Raw genomic sequence first — 14,160 nt, 5'->3', positions numbered from 1 at the left:
CGAGCCCGGCCAATTAGCTGAAGACAATCAATCCTGGCTGACTGCACCGATCTTGTGGATCGACAGATCCGCCCCGTAATACTCCTCTTCCTGGCTCAGGCGCAGCCCATGCAACAGCTTGATCGTGCCATACACCGCAAAGCCTCCGATCAATGCCACAGCCACCCCGAGTGCAGTGCCGATCAACTGGCTGATCAGGCTCACCCCACCGAGCCCGCCCAAGGCGCTCTGACCGAAAATCCCGCAGGCAACTCCACCCCAAACGCCACAAAGACCATGCAGCGGCCAGACGCCGAGCACATCGTCGATCTTCCATTGGCTTTGCGCCGCGATGAAACACCAGACAAACAAGGCACCGGCAATGGCTCCGGTCACCAGTGCACCCACTGGATGCATCAGGTCGGAGCCAGCGCAGATTGCCACCAGCCCGGCCAGTGGACCGTTGTGCAGGAACCCCGGGTCGTTACGACCGACAATCAATGCTGCTACCGTGCCGCCGACCATCGCCATCAACGAGTTGACGGCCACCAGACCACTGACGCCTTGCAGGGTTTGTGCGCTCATCACGTTAAAGCCAAACCAGCCGACGATGAGAATCCACGAACCCAATGCCAGGAACGGAATGCTCGACGGCGCAAACGCCACCAGACGTCCGTCGCGATACCGGCCATTTCGCGGACCGAGCAACAATACCGCCGCCAACGCCAGCCAACCACCCATGGCATGCACTACCACGGAACCTGCGAAATCATGGAAGCTGGCACCAAAGCGTGCCAACAACCAGGCCTGCAGACCAAAGTTTCCGTTCCAGACCACGCCTTCAAAAAACGGATAGATGAATGCCACAATCAGCGCCGTTGCGCACAACTGCGGAACGAATCGGGCGCGCTCGGCAATCCCCCCGGAAATGATTGCCGGAATGGCGGCAGCAAAGGTCAACAGGAAGAAAAACTTCACCAACCCATAGCCGTGATCAGCACTGATTACCGCGGCCGGTTGCATGAAAGTGACACCGTAGGAAATCCAGTAGCCTATAAAGAAGTAAGCCAGCGTTGAAATGGCAAAGTCACTGAGGATCTTCGATAACGCGTTGACTTGGTTTTTTTGCCGAACCGTGCCGACTTCCAGAAATGCGAAACCAGCGTGCATGGCCAGAACCATGACAGCGCCGATCAGAATGAACAGCGTATTGGAGCTATGGACCAGGCTGTCCACAGCACTTTGCAAATTTTCCATGGAGTTGGCAGACCTTAAAGTCGCAAAAGCACCAAAGCGGTTCACCGAGACAATTTACGCACCAAGTTGACACCAGACTTGGCGTCCATCCTTATTCCGACGAACCGTTTTGGCGCAAAAAACTCATTGAGGTCGATCGTTGCTCGGGTGTTTGCGCGAGTTTCTATTATTTAGGTTAAGGTTTTCGCGAAGCACGCCCAGTTTCAGCACAACAGCACTGCTTGACGCACCACGACGTAGCAAAAGCTGTACCAGGCATTTGCACTGAACCTTCGAACAAGGCTCATACTCGAACATTTAACACGTCAATAATGGAGATCATCATGGCCAGAAAAACGGAAAAGACTGCTCAAGAAATCCTGATGGAAGATTTTCAGACATTGGTCAGCGACACCGAACGGTTGCTGGAACACACTGCGACACTGGCCGGTGATCAAGCCGATGAGTTACGTAGCCAGATTCACGAAAGCCTGCAGCGGGCTCGCGAAACCCTGAAACTGACCGAAGACTCCTTGCGCCAACGCGGCCAGGAAGCCGTCACCGCCACCGAAGACTATGTTCAGGCCAACCCTTGGCAAGCGGTTGGCATCGCGGCCGGCGTAGGCTTTCTGATTGGCCTGCTGACGACGCGGCGCTGATATGGCTATCGGTGAATCCGGCTCGTCCGAAACAGGTACGGGGTCTTCATCGCGACGCTTGGGTGCCGCTTTTCTCGGGTTGCTGCACAGCCATGTCGAGTTGTTCGGCATCGAATTGCAGGAGCAAAAAGCCCGTACCGTAAGCCTGTTGCTGTTCGCAGGGCTGGCACTGGTTTTCGCTTTACTGCTGTTGATCGGGCTTTCGGCGCTGGTGTTGATTCTGCTGTGGGACACTTATCGCCTGGCGGGGATCATCGGCCTGTGCGTTTTCTATGCCCTCGCGGCACTCTTTTGTGGCATGTGCTTGAAAGCGGCGATCTTCGATGAAACATCACCTTTCAACGCCACCCTTCAAGAGCTGGCGAACGACAGGGAGCGCCTGCTGCCATGAACCTGCCTGAAATCCCCAAAAACAGTTCCCGACAAGAGATGCGCAAGGCATTGATACGCTTGCGCATGGAAATGCATCGCCAGGAAATTCGCCACGAGTCCCGGCAGTTGTTGGAGCCCTTGCAACGCGTACGTGGGATGACGCAAAGTTTTCAGGAGGGGCTGGGCATCAAGCACGCGCCACTCTGGGGCATCGCTGCCGTAACCTTGCTGGGCTTCCTCACCGCCAAGGGCACCAAGGGCGGTGGAATCAGCAGAATCACTCGGTTAGTCCAGCTCGGCACCAGCCTGTTGCCGCTGATCAAGCTGGTGCTGCAAGGCTCCTCGCGCAAAGACCCGTAGACCAACAGACCCCAATCAGTCACCTGACGGAGAACCTGCCTTGGATTGGCATACCCTGCTTAATCGTGAACGCCTCGGAAAACCGCTACACAGCCCGGAAGAGCTCGGTCGCAGCCCCTTCCATAAAGACCACGACCGGGTCATTTTCTCCGGCGCCTTCCGTCGTCTTGGGCGCAAGACCCAGGTCCACCCGGTGTCCAGCAATGACCATATCCACACGCGCCTGACCCACTCACTGGAAGTCAGTTGCGTGGGGCGCTCATTGGGCATGCGCGTCGGTGAAACCATCCGCAGCGCCCTGCCCGACTGGTGCGAGCCTAGCGATCTGGGCATGGTGGTGCAGTCAGCGTGCCTGGCCCACGACATTGGCAACCCACCCTTCGGCCACTCGGGTGAAGACGCCATCCGCTACTGGTTCCAGCAAGCCGCGGGCAAAGGCTGGCTGGACGCCATGAGCGAAGTCGAACGCAACGATTTCCTCAACTTCGAAGGCAATGCCCAAGGCTTCCGAGTTCTGACCCAGCTGGAATACCACCAGTTTGACGGCGGTACACGGCTGACTTACGCAACGCTGGGCACTTATCTGAAATACCCGTGGACCGCGCGCCATGCCGATTCGCTGGGTTACAAAAAACACAAGTTCGGTTGCTATCAGAGCGAACTGCCCCTGCTGGAGCAGATTGCGCAGAAACTCGGCCTGCCTCAACTCGAGGAACAGCGCTGGGCCCGACATCCTCTGGTCTACCTGATGGAAGCCGCCGACGACATCTGCTACGCCTTGATCGACCTTGAAGATGGCCTGGAGATGGAGCTTCTGGAGTACGCCGAGGTGGAGTCCCTGTTACTCGGCCTGGTCGGCGATGATCTGCCGGAAACCTACCGTCTACTCGGCCCCGATGACTCGCGTCGCCGCAAACTGGCGATTCTTCGCGGCAAAGCCATCGAGCACCTTACCAACGCTGCGGCACAGGCATTCGTCGAGCAACAGGACGCGCTATTGGCCGGCACCCTTCACGGCGATCTGGTGGAACACATGCACGGGCCCGCCAAGCGTTGCGTACTGAATGCCAAGGACATGGCGCGTAAAAAAATCTTCCAGGACAAGCGCAAAACCCTGCATGAAATCGGCGCTTACACCACGCTGGAAATTCTGCTGAATGGCTTTTGTGGAGCGGCACTGGAACAGCACGGCGGTCGTACGGCTTCATTCAAGAATCGCCGCATACTCGATCTGCTGGGTAATAATGCACCCGACCCGCACGGTCCTTTGCATAACTCGTTTTTACGCATGATCGACTTCATCGCCGGAATGACCGACAGCTATGCCAGCGAAATGGCACTGGAAATGACCGGACGCTCCAGTCACCACTAAAAATCAATCGATCAGTCGCCCCGAAATATTCCGTGACGGCTGATCCCCCCACACTTTGTAGTACCGGGAGAATCTCCCTACATCGTATACAGAGCAAACTGATCGTTTGCTCTGTATACACACGAAATAATCACTCTATCCTGAACAATAGAATTGGGGGCCTTACAGCCGATAGAACTCCAGCAACGGCAAACTAGACAGTACTGATTAAACCGACAACGTTGTTTCCGCCACCCACCGCAGTTCGACCCTCCACATGGAAAGCTATATGTTCAACTACGATCTGCGCATCATGCTGGTGGAGGACCATCCTTTTCAGCTGAAAGCAACCCAATACCTGCTTGAAAGTTACGGTTTTACTCAAGTCACCGCCGTAGATAATGCCGAAAATGCATTACAAACGTTGAGACACGTGCAGCCCCCCTACGAAATACTGCTGTGCGATCAATGCCTGCCAGACCTCTGCGGCCTTGACTTGATCGGTATTGCCAGCCACCAGGGCCTGATACGACAGGCAATCATCCTGAGCAGCCTTGACTCAACCGAACTGGACACCTTGAAAAAAAATGCACATGAACAACGACTGCCATTACTTGGTTATTTGGCAAAACCACTGAAACAATCTGAATTTATAAACCTGTTGACCCTTCCGGACCTTCATAAATAAACACAATTAATGAAACCCCTCAGATACCTCAAGACAAACAGAAAACCCTCAGTACCATTACGCATCAGAAAACTGTGATTCGGCATGTATTGTAAAAGCACATACCGACCCTGAATAAACGCGCCTACATGCCCGACTAACATTCTCGCTCTTCCTCACAAACCTAGTTCACGCGTAGTCCGGTGCCTCTTTTAATGTAGGACATGTCCTATATTGCACCTATAGCCTCGTCAGTTCATGCGTCAACGCACTTATCTGAGCTAAGGTGCTCGCTTTATTTGCGCACGTATGGGACATGATTATGAACTCGGTTTTTATTGTTGACGATCACCCCGTCATTCGCCTTGCGGTTCGTATGTTGCTGGAACATGAAGGTTACAAAGTAGTCGGTGAAGCCGACAACGGCGTCGATGCGATGCAGATGGTTCGCGAATGCATGCCCGACCTGATCATTCTTGATATCAGCATTCCTAAACTCGACGGACTGGAAGTTCTCTCCCGCTTCAATGCAATGAGCACCCCGCTGAAAACACTGGTGCTGACGGCCCAGAGCCCAACACTGTTCGCCATCCGCTGCATGCAGTCCGGGGCCTCCGGTTATGTCTGCAAGCAGGAAGATCTCAGCGAGCTGCTCAGTGCCATCAAAGCCGTGCTGTCCGGTTACAACTACTTCCCCAGCCAGGCCTTGAACCCGGTTCGCGGGGATGAAGCGCTCTGCGCTGAACTGGACTTGTTCAAGTCCGTCAACGATCGCGAACTGATGGTCCTGCAACTGTTCGCCCAGGGGCGTACCAATAAGGAAATCGCCAAGGGCATGTTCCTCAGTAACAAGACCGTCAGCACCTACAAAAAAAGACTCATGCAAAAACTCAAGGCCAAATCCCTGGTAGAACTTATCGAGATGGCAAAACGTAACGCGCTAGTGTGAGAGACAGGATGCCCAGGTGTTTAAAGGACTATTTATTGTATTTGAGTGCAGGTTTATGTCTGAGCACCTCTGTGTCAGGAGCAGACAGCGGAGTCGGAAATTACGCGCTGCTCAGCCGCTCAACGGCAGGTTACATGGACGTCCAACTGGATAAATCACAACGGTTGTGGCTGCAAAACAAGCGCGAACTGATCCTGGGGACCTCCGCGCCTGACTACCCTCCTTTCGATTTAACGATCAGCGGTCACGACTATGAGGGTTTCACGGCTGATTACGCCGGGGTTCTTGCACAATCCCTGGGCCTGCCGATCAAGGTCCGTCGTTACCTCTCCCGAGAGACCGCCATCGAAGCACTCGAAAATGGCGACGTCGACCTGCTCGGAACGGCCAATAGCTTTGAAGGACGACGTTCCAGCATCGTACTGTCTGCCCCCTACGCCATAGATCAGCCGGTTCTGGTCACCCGGAACGCCGAAAACCGATCATTGACCGAAGGTCTCGCCGACATGCGATTGAGCATGGTCTATCACTATCTGCCGCTGGAAGAGGTGAAGGCGCAATATCCCAAGGCCATCATCACCTCTTACCCGTCCTACCAGAACGCGATCAATGCCGTCGCCTTCGACCAGGCAGACGTATTCCTTGGCGATACCATTTCCACCCATTTCATGATCAACAAGGGCTATCTGAAAAATGTACGGATGGCCAACTTTGGCAAACATGAGGCCTATGGCTTCAGCTTCGCAGTCAGCAAGGACAATCCAGACCTGCTGGCAGTTATCAACGCGGTACTCAAGGAAGTGCCTGCGAGCGAGCGGGAAAACATTGCCAAGCGCTGGAGCGCGGGCAGTGACATCCTTCTGACCGACCACAAACTGCAATTGACCAACCGCGAGGAACGCTGGCTTGCGCAGCACCCCATCGTTCGCGTGGTCGTCAATGATGCCTTCGCCCCACTGACATTCTTTGACGCCGATGAGAGCTTTCGGGGAATCACCGCCGACTTGCTCGAACTGATCAGGCTTCGAACCGGTTTACGCTTCGAGATTCACCGCAGCCAAAGTGACAGCGAGATGATCAGCCAGGTCAAAGGGAACCAGGCCGACCTGATTGCCGCGATGATTCCCAGCGCAGAACGCGAGGCGCAACTGAGCTTCACTCGCCCCTACCTGGAAAACTCATTTGTACTACTGACCCGAAAGAGCAACTCCAGCCCAATCAGTCTTGAGCAATTGAATGGAAAGAGCCTTGCCATCACTCAAGGCAATCCGCTCCTCGACTATCTGCACCGCGCATACCCGACGATCCAGCTGGTTGAAACGCCTGACAGTTTCAGCGCGGTGGAGTTACTCGCCAAAGGTCAGGTCGAGGGTGCAGTCAATTCATTGGTGATTGCCAACTACTTCATTTCATCGCAAGTGTTCGAGGACGCATTGCAAATCAGCGCGACTGTCGGGACGCAGCAAGCCGCGTTTTCACTGGCGACCGCGCGCGATGCTACGGAACTGCACTCCATCCTCGACAAAGCCCTGCTCAGCATTGCGCCGGACGAACTGGGAATAATCAACAGCCGCTGGCGCGGCTACACGGGCACCGCCAATAGCACCTGGCGCAACTACCATCGCCTGTTTTATCAGCTGGTCATTGGCAGCGGTCTTTTGTTGCTGATTTCGCTGGCCTGGAATGCCCACATGCGCAGGCAGATCAAGCAACGCCAGAGAGCAGAACGCGCACTCAACGACCAGTTCGAATTCATGCGCACGCTGGTCAACGGTACGCCTCACCCCATTTACGTACGGGACCGTGAAGGACTGCTGCAAAGTTGTAACGACAGCTATCTGGAGGCCTTTTGTGCCAAACGCGAGGACGTGATTGGCAAAAGCCTCATGCAGGGCGCCATGAGCAACGAGTTCGAGGCCAGGGAATACCTGGCCGACTACCAGCGAGTGGTGGCTGAAGGTGTCCCGTTGATTCTCGACCGCCCCCTGCACATTGGCCGGAAAAGGCTGACGATCTATCACTGGATTCTTCCCTATCGAGACTCGACGGGTGAGGTCCAGGGGATCATAGGAGGCTGGATCGATATCAGCGAACGACGGCAGCTTTTTGATGAGCTCAGGTCAGCCAAGGAACAGGCGGACAAGGCCAATCGCGCCAAGAGCACCTTCCTGGCTACTATGAGTCATGAAATTCGCACACCGATGAATGCGGTGATCGGCATGCTCGAATTGGCATTGAAACGGGCCGACCAGGGCCACCTGGATCGGCCGGCCATCGAAGTGGCCCATAGTTCGGCCAACGACATGCTGGAGTTGATTGGCGACATACTCGATATTGCCCGAATCGAGTCTGGCCATTTGAGCCTGGCGCCAGAGCGGGTGAACCTTGGCGACACGATTGAATCGGTCGTGCGGGTCTTCGATGGATTGGCCCGACAAAAAAACCTCTGTCTGGTGTTGGAGTTCCCCACCAGCGCTGAACAGCCCGATGTATTGATAGACCCCCTGCGCTTCAAGCAGATACTGTCGAACCTGATCAGCAATGCCATCAAGTTTACCGAGCACGGCCAGGTGAGGATCAAGGTCAATCTGCAATCAGCCTCGGAGTCCGACCGTCTCCAGATGGAGTTGTGGGTCAATGACACCGGAATTGGCATCGGCGAGGACGATCAGCGACGCTTGTTCGAGCCTTTCACTCAGGCAGATAACACCGGGCATTTGGCCAGAAGCGGCGCTGGATTGGGATTGGTGATCAGTCGCAACCTGTGCGAAATGATGGGCGGTTGCGTGCAACTGACCAGTTCGCCCGGGGTCGGCACTCAGGTCAGGATTTCATTGCCGATGGCCGCGCTGCCAGACGCCGTGGTGCTGGACACCCCGCAACCGGTCATCGCGAACGCCTCGGCCACCCTGAACGTGCTGGTGGTCGACGACCACCCCGCGAATCGATTGCTCATGTGCCAGCAACTCGGTTTTCTGGGGCATCGATCCGTCACGGCCAACAACGGTGAGGAAGGTATTCAGGCGTGGAAAGAGGGCCATTTCGACCTGGTGATAGCAGACTGCAATATGCCACTGATGAATGGCTACGAACTCTCCCGTTCCATCCGCCAGATCGAGCACGATGAGCTGCGCCCGCCCTGCACGGTGCTTGGCTTCACCGCCAATGCTCAACCGGAGGAAAAACACCGATGCCGACAGGCTGGCATGAACGATTGCCTGTTCAAACCCATCAGCCTGACTACGCTGGGCCAACGACTGGAAGCACTCAAGCCGATCATTGAAGATCAAGCCTTTCACCTGGACGGCTTGCAGTTACTCACCGGCGGCGATCCACAACTGGTTCAGCGCTTGCTCGCCGAACTGTTCAACAGCAATCGCCTCGACCGCCAGGAACTCCTCGCACTGCCTCCTGCAAGCGGGCCGCAAGCCTTCATCGATATGGCGCACAAAATCAAAGGTGCGGCCCGTATTGTTCAGGCCTCAAGGCTTATCGACGGTTGCGAAGCGCTTGAGCGCGTATGTCATGAGAACTTCTGTCCGGACCAGCTCGAGGCCCGCTGCAAAGGCATAGAACACGCCATGCTTGAGTTGGAGCAGGCGCTACAACGACAGATCCATCATCACGCCAACGTGTAAAACCTACCCTGAAGCAACCCGTAGCAGCCGCCTTCGGTAGCGGCTACGGGTTTGATCAGCACTCGGTCAAACGCAGGAAAATCGCCGCCAACCGCTCAATACCGGCCTGATCATCAACGGTGAAACGCGCCAGCAAAGGACTGTCCAGATCCAGCACGCCAATCAACCGACCGTCCTTGACCAGTGGCACCACCAGTTCACTGTTCGAGGCACTGTCGCAGGCTATATGCCCGGCGAACGCATGCACATCTTCAACCCGTTGAGTGCGAAGGGTTGCGGCCGCTGCGCCGCAAACGCCACGACCGAACGGAATGCGCACACAGGCGATCTGCCCCTGGAACGGTCCGAGCACCAGTTCCTCGTTGCGATTGAGGTAAAAACCGGCCCAATTCAGGTCATCGAGCTGATTGAACAAGAACGCCGAAAACTGCGCGGCGTTGGCGATAAAGTCGCGCTCATCCGCCAGCAGCGACTCCAACTGCGCGCAGAGCAGGCCATAGCCCTCAAGTCCTGCGCCGCTCTTTTGCAAATCGATCATGCCTTGTGCTCCAACAACTTCAGTCCGACCCAATACCGGGCAAATTGATACGCGCAACGGCCGTTGCGATTACCGCGTCCGGTAGCCCAGCGAACCGCAAGAATCTCGAGTTCTTCATCACGCTTCCACTCAAGGCCGGCCTTGCCCGCCAACGCTCCCACCCAATGCTCGACCACATTGAGGAAGTGCTCCTGGGTAAAAGGATAAAACGACAGCCACAGGCCAAATCGATCCGACAGTGCGATCTTGTCTTCGACCGCCTCGTTGGGATGAAGCTCGCCGTCGACCATTTTCCAGTTTTCGTTATCGCTTTCTTTTTCCGGAACCAGGTGACGACGGTTGGAGGTGGCATACAGCAGTACGTTATCCGGTGCCTGTTCCAGCGAGCCATCGAGCACGCTTTTGAGCACCCGGTAATCGCCCTCGCCGGCCTCAAACGACAGATCATCGCAAAACAGCACAAAGCGCTGAGGCAGCTTGGCGATTTGCTCGACGACGCGTGGCAGGTCCGCCAGGTGATCGCGCTCGATCTCGATCAGACGCAAACCGCCCTTGGCGTGCTCGGCCAGCAAGGCCCGCACCAGCGACGATTTACCGGTGCCGCGCGAACCCCAGAGCAGCGCGTGGTTGGCAGGCATGCCGTCGAGAAACTGCCGGGTGTTTCGCCCCAACTGTTCCAACTGCTTGTCGACCCCGATCAGGTCGGACAGACGCATGTCCAGGCTGACCTCAAGCGGCAACAGAAATCCACTGCGACCCTCGCGCTGCCAGCGTGCCGCCAGGCACTGCGTCCAGTCGATGGCCGTGCGTTGCGCGGGCAGTAACGGCTCGATACGAGCCAGAACCGCATCGGCGCGCTCAAGAAATGCATTCAATCGGGAATCCACGACTTCTCCTCAGGCACGTTCACAGTAATGATGGGGGAAAGAAAACCAAACGTAGCGCGTAATGCCGGGATTATCGCAATAATGGCTCACCCGTCAGTCATGCCGAAATCCACTGATGATCGGCTATGCTTCGCCCAGAAGGGAAACGAAAGTGGTTCAGCACACCATGGATATCAAGTTCACCAACCGCCTGTCTTACAAGCAAGCCAGGCTTACGGTGCTGGTCGGTTTCATTCTGGGAACCTTGCTCAGTCTGGTGCAAATAGGCATCGATTATGCCAGCGAAGACGCCTCCATCAACCGGGAAATACACTCGCTGCTGGAAATCAGTCATAACCCGGCTTCGCGGATCGCCTACAACATCGATGCCGAACTGGCCCAGGAACTGACCCTCGGCCTGCTGCGCTCGCCCGCGGTCATCAGTGCGCAACTGAGCGATAACAACAATACGATCCTCGCCAGCGTCAAACGCCCGGACCTGAAAAACGGCGGCTATCGGGTGATCAGCGACTTTCTGTTCGGCGCCAATCGACAGTTCAAGGACCGCCTGTTCCTCGACCACCTGCCCGATGAGTCCCTCGGCACCTTGCAACTGGACATTGACACCTACACGTTTGGCAGCCGCTTTCTGCGTCGGGCCGAAGTCACTCTGATCAACGGTTTTGTCCGTAGCCTGATACTGACCGGGATTTTACTGGCGCTGTTCTACGTGATGCTCACCAAACCGCTGGTGCGCGTGATCCGCGAACTGAGCGCACGTGACCCGAGCAGTTCGGAACAGCCACCGCTGGAGTGTCCGGTAGCGCACGAAAACGATGAGATCGGCGTTCTGGTCACGGTGGCCAACCAGCAATTCGAAAGCATGACCACTGAAATCCAGCAACGCCGCAATGCCGAAAACCGCCTGACCGACTACCTCGGGCAACTGGAAAATATTGTCTCGGCGCGTACCGGTGAACTGAAAGCAATCAATAGCCGATTGACGGTATCGAACGAAGAACTGGAAATCGCGCGCCAGACCGCCCTGGACATGGCCCAGGCGCGCTCTGTGTTTCTGGCCAACATGAGCCATGAAATCCGCACACCACTCAATGGTTTGCTGGGGATGATCGCCCTCTCGCTGGACAGCCCGCTGAATGCCGAACAACGCCAGCAACTGTCGATTGCACACGACTCCGGCAAAGTGCTCGTGGAGCTGCTCAACGATATTCTCGACCTGTCGAAGTTCGACGCTGGCCAGCTTGAGCTGGAGCGTATTCCGTTCGACCTCGGCTCACTGATCGAAGACACCGCCAACCTGCTGTCACAGAACGCCGCGCCCAGCGTCGAACTGACGTGCCTGATTGATCCGCAGTTCCCGTCGCTGGTACTTGGCGACCCGATGCGGGTTCGGCAGATTGTCAGCAACCTGCTCTCCAACGCCCTTAAATTTACCCGTTTTGGACGGGTGGACGTGCGCCTGAGCACCCACGAAGACGGCGTCAGAATCGAAGTCTGCGACACCGGTATCGGCATTGCGCAGGATGATCAGGTCAAAATCTTCCAGCCGTTTACCCAAGCAGGTGCCGGCATCACTCGTCAGTTCGGTGGTACCGGGCTGGGGCTGGCCCTGACCTTCAACCTGTGCGAAGCCATGCAGGGCCGACTCGGCATCAGCTCGGAGCCTGGTTTCGGCAGCCAGTTCTGCGCTGATCTGCCGTTGCCCGCCCACACGCCGGCAATCGTTCCCGCGTCCCTGCAAGGCAAGGTATTGGCGATCACCGCCGCCAGCAGCGGTCTGGCCGAACTGTTAGGTAATCTGTTGCCCGGTTGGGGGCTGGAGTACCAGCAGCGCACCATCGACGACTCAATGATCGGCTTATCGCCCGATGTGCTGATCACCGACTGCCCGGAGTGTCTGTTCGGATTACGCCCGGGCATGACCGCACCGATTCTGCTGGTGACCGCCTATGGCAGTTTCATGCCCAGCGAAGAAGCGGCTGCCCTCGCCCCTCTGCAACAACAAGCCCGCCCACTGGCCCGCAACGCACTCTACCAGACACTACGACGCACCTTGCAGGCCGACGAAGTCGCTCTCGTGACCGAGACTCAAGAGTCAAGCATCATGCCCCAGCGGCGGGCGAGAATCCTTCTGGTGGAAGACAACCCGGTCAATCAGCTCGTGGCCAAAGGCATGCTCAGCAAGTTGGGCTGCAAGGTGGTTGTCGCCTCCCACGGCGCCGAAGCGCTCGACCAGCTGGAGCTCAAGCAGTTTGATATGGTGCTGATGGACTGCAACATGCCGGTGATGGACGGCTACGAGGCCAGCCGCCAGATCCGTCAGAGTGGGCGCTGGCCGGATCTGCCGATCGTTGCCCTGACCGCCAACGCCATGCCCGAGGAGCGCGAACGCTGCCGCGCGGCAGGCATGAGCGATTATCTGGCGAAACCGTTCCGTCGCGAGGAGCTGGCCGCCCTGCTTGAGCAGTGGGTGCCGGCTACGGTAGCGCCCTGATCTGCCCCAGCAGTTGATCAAGGCCGTCACGCAATTCGCCCAAGCGCTCAAGGTCGACACCGCTCTCGCACAACAGGCGTGCCTTGAGCGGCCCGACTTGTTCGCGCAGGGCAACCCCTGCCGGCGACAGGCTCAAGTGCACTTCTCGCTCATCGCGCGCCGAGCGTTGACGCTGGACCAGGTGTAACTGCTCAAGACGCTTGAGCAACGGCGTGAGCGTCCCGGAATCCAGCGACAATCGCTCGCCAAGGGCTTTGACTGTTGGCTGCTCGGGTGCACTCTGCTGCCACTCCCATAGCACCAGCATCACCAGATATTGCGGATACGTCAGGCCCAGTTGATCGAGCATCGGCTTATAACCGCGGATCACTGCTCGGGACGCGGCGTACAGTTTGAAGCAGAGCTGACTGTCGAGCAGCAGCGAATCAGCTGACACATCGTTCATTTGAGCAGGGCTTCAATCTCGCGGGTCAGGTCCTGCGGCTTGGTCGCCGGCGCAAAACGCTTGACCAGCTTGCCATCCTGGCCGATCAGAAACTTGGTGAAATTCCACTTGATGCCCTGGGAGCCCAGTACACCCGGCGCACGTTTTTTCAGCTGAACAAACAGCGGGTGGGCGTCGCTACCATTGACGTCGATTTTCTTGAACAGTGGAAAACTCACACCGAAGTTCAATTCGCAGAACTCGGAAATCGCCCCTTCATTGCCCGGTTCCTGTTTGCCGAACTGGTTGCACGGAAAACCGAGCACCACCAGGCCTCGATCCTTGTAGGTCCGCCACAGTTCTTCCAGTCCTTTGTACTGCGGGGTAAAGCCACATTTACTGGCGGTGTTGACCACCAATACCGCTTTGCCGGCGTAATCGGCCAGGGTCTTTTGCTCACCGTTGATGGTGGTGCAGGGAATACTCAGCAGGGTGTCGGTCATCGCACATGCTCCGGTGGAAGATGGGGAAAGGCTTAAACATAGCGAGCAATTAGATTGCGTACAATTTAATAAATCAATAATCACCGCTCGTCGGGAGCTGCCG

General features: G+C 56.6%; 13 protein-coding genes. 8 read left to right on the top strand and 5 right to left on the bottom strand.

Going from position 1 to position 14,160, the window contains the following annotated elements:
- Positions 1 to 27: 27 nt before the first annotated feature.
- On the bottom strand, positions 28 to 1,236 hold the full coding sequence (locus BK658_RS21580) for an ammonium transporter (RefSeq protein WP_123584073.1): 1,209 nt from the start codon (positions 1,234 to 1,236) through the stop codon (positions 28 to 30).
- A gap of 323 nt (positions 1,237 to 1,559) precedes the next feature.
- Here BK658_RS21580 and BK658_RS21575 point away from each other — a divergent pair, with 323 nt between their 5' ends.
- The 7 genes from BK658_RS21575 to BK658_RS21545 all read left to right on the top strand — a co-directional run bounded on the left by BK658_RS21575 (position 1,560) and on the right by BK658_RS21545 (position 9,211).
- The gene (locus BK658_RS21575) at positions 1,560 to 1,874 is read left to right on the top strand and encodes an ElaB/YgaM/YqjD family protein (protein ID WP_123584072.1); all 315 of its coding nucleotides are present in this window, start codon (positions 1,560 to 1,562) and stop codon (positions 1,872 to 1,874) included.
- A gap of 1 nt (position 1,875) precedes the next feature.
- Positions 1,876 to 2,265 carry a phage holin family protein gene (locus BK658_RS21570; RefSeq protein ID WP_123584071.1) on the top strand — a complete coding sequence of 130 codons (390 nt, stop codon included), beginning with the start codon at positions 1,876 to 1,878 and terminating at the stop codon, positions 2,263 to 2,265.
- A complete protein-coding gene (locus BK658_RS21565) occupies positions 2,262 to 2,606 on the top strand; it encodes a hypothetical protein (protein ID WP_123584070.1) in 345 nt (114 codons plus the stop codon). Before BK658_RS21570 ends, BK658_RS21565 begins: the two co-directional genes overlap by 4 nt.
- A gap of 40 nt (positions 2,607 to 2,646) precedes the next feature.
- Positions 2,647 to 3,978: a deoxyguanosinetriphosphate triphosphohydrolase gene (locus BK658_RS21560; RefSeq protein ID WP_123584069.1), complete on the top strand. Its 1,332-nt coding sequence runs from the start codon at positions 2,647 to 2,649 to the stop codon at positions 3,976 to 3,978.
- A 268-nt stretch (positions 3,979 to 4,246) separates the two neighbouring features.
- Positions 4,247 to 4,645 carry a response regulator gene (locus BK658_RS21555; RefSeq protein WP_123584068.1) on the top strand — a complete coding sequence of 133 codons (399 nt, stop codon included), beginning with the start codon at positions 4,247 to 4,249 and terminating at the stop codon, positions 4,643 to 4,645.
- A gap of 301 nt (positions 4,646 to 4,946) precedes the next feature.
- Positions 4,947 to 5,573 (top strand): response regulator transcription factor, encoded by a 627-nt coding sequence (locus BK658_RS21550; RefSeq protein WP_019692902.1) that lies wholly within the window; start codon positions 4,947 to 4,949, stop codon positions 5,571 to 5,573.
- 8 nt (positions 5,574 to 5,581) lie between these two features.
- Positions 5,582 to 9,211 carry a transporter substrate-binding domain-containing protein gene (locus BK658_RS21545; protein ID WP_123584067.1) on the top strand — a complete coding sequence of 1,210 codons (3,630 nt, stop codon included), beginning with the start codon at positions 5,582 to 5,584 and terminating at the stop codon, positions 9,209 to 9,211.
- A 55-nt stretch (positions 9,212 to 9,266) separates the two neighbouring features.
- On the opposite strand, the gene BK658_RS21540 is transcribed toward BK658_RS21545, so the two are convergent.
- Both BK658_RS21540 and BK658_RS21535 read right to left on the bottom strand, forming a co-directional pair.
- On the bottom strand, positions 9,267 to 9,749 hold the full coding sequence (locus BK658_RS21540; RefSeq protein ID WP_123584066.1) for a GAF domain-containing protein: 483 nt from the start codon (positions 9,747 to 9,749) through the stop codon (positions 9,267 to 9,269).
- On the bottom strand, positions 9,746 to 10,636 hold the full coding sequence (locus BK658_RS21535; protein ID WP_123584065.1) for an ATP-binding protein: 891 nt from the start codon (positions 10,634 to 10,636) through the stop codon (positions 9,746 to 9,748). The genes BK658_RS21540 and BK658_RS21535 overlap by 4 nt, the downstream gene beginning before the upstream one ends.
- Positions 10,637 to 10,802: 166 nt before the next feature.
- On the opposite strand from BK658_RS21535, the gene BK658_RS21530 reads away from it, so the two are divergent.
- The gene (locus tag BK658_RS21530; protein ID WP_123584128.1) at positions 10,803 to 13,130 is read left to right on the top strand and encodes a hybrid sensor histidine kinase/response regulator; all 2,328 of its coding nucleotides are present in this window, start codon (positions 10,803 to 10,805) and stop codon (positions 13,128 to 13,130) included.
- Here BK658_RS21530 and BK658_RS21525 read toward each other — a convergent pair.
- Both BK658_RS21525 and BK658_RS21520 read right to left on the bottom strand, forming a co-directional pair.
- Positions 13,114 to 13,575 (bottom strand): MarR family winged helix-turn-helix transcriptional regulator, encoded by a 462-nt coding sequence (locus BK658_RS21525; protein ID WP_123584064.1) that lies wholly within the window; start codon positions 13,573 to 13,575, stop codon positions 13,114 to 13,116. The two genes, BK658_RS21530 and BK658_RS21525, sit on opposite strands and share 17 nt — an antisense overlap.
- On the bottom strand, positions 13,572 to 14,057 hold the full coding sequence (locus BK658_RS21520) for a glutathione peroxidase (RefSeq protein ID WP_103315668.1): 486 nt from the start codon (positions 14,055 to 14,057) through the stop codon (positions 13,572 to 13,574). Before BK658_RS21520 ends, BK658_RS21525 begins: the two co-directional genes overlap by 4 nt.
- Positions 14,058 to 14,160 lie beyond the last annotated feature (103 nt).

The organism is Pseudomonas brassicacearum (assembly GCF_003732175.1).
Classification (GTDB): Bacteria; Pseudomonadota; Gammaproteobacteria; order Pseudomonadales; family Pseudomonadaceae; genus Aquipseudomonas; species Aquipseudomonas brassicacearum_G.
The sequence above is the reverse complement of the archived record's forward strand: the minus strand, read 5'-3'. Positions and strand labels throughout refer to the sequence as shown.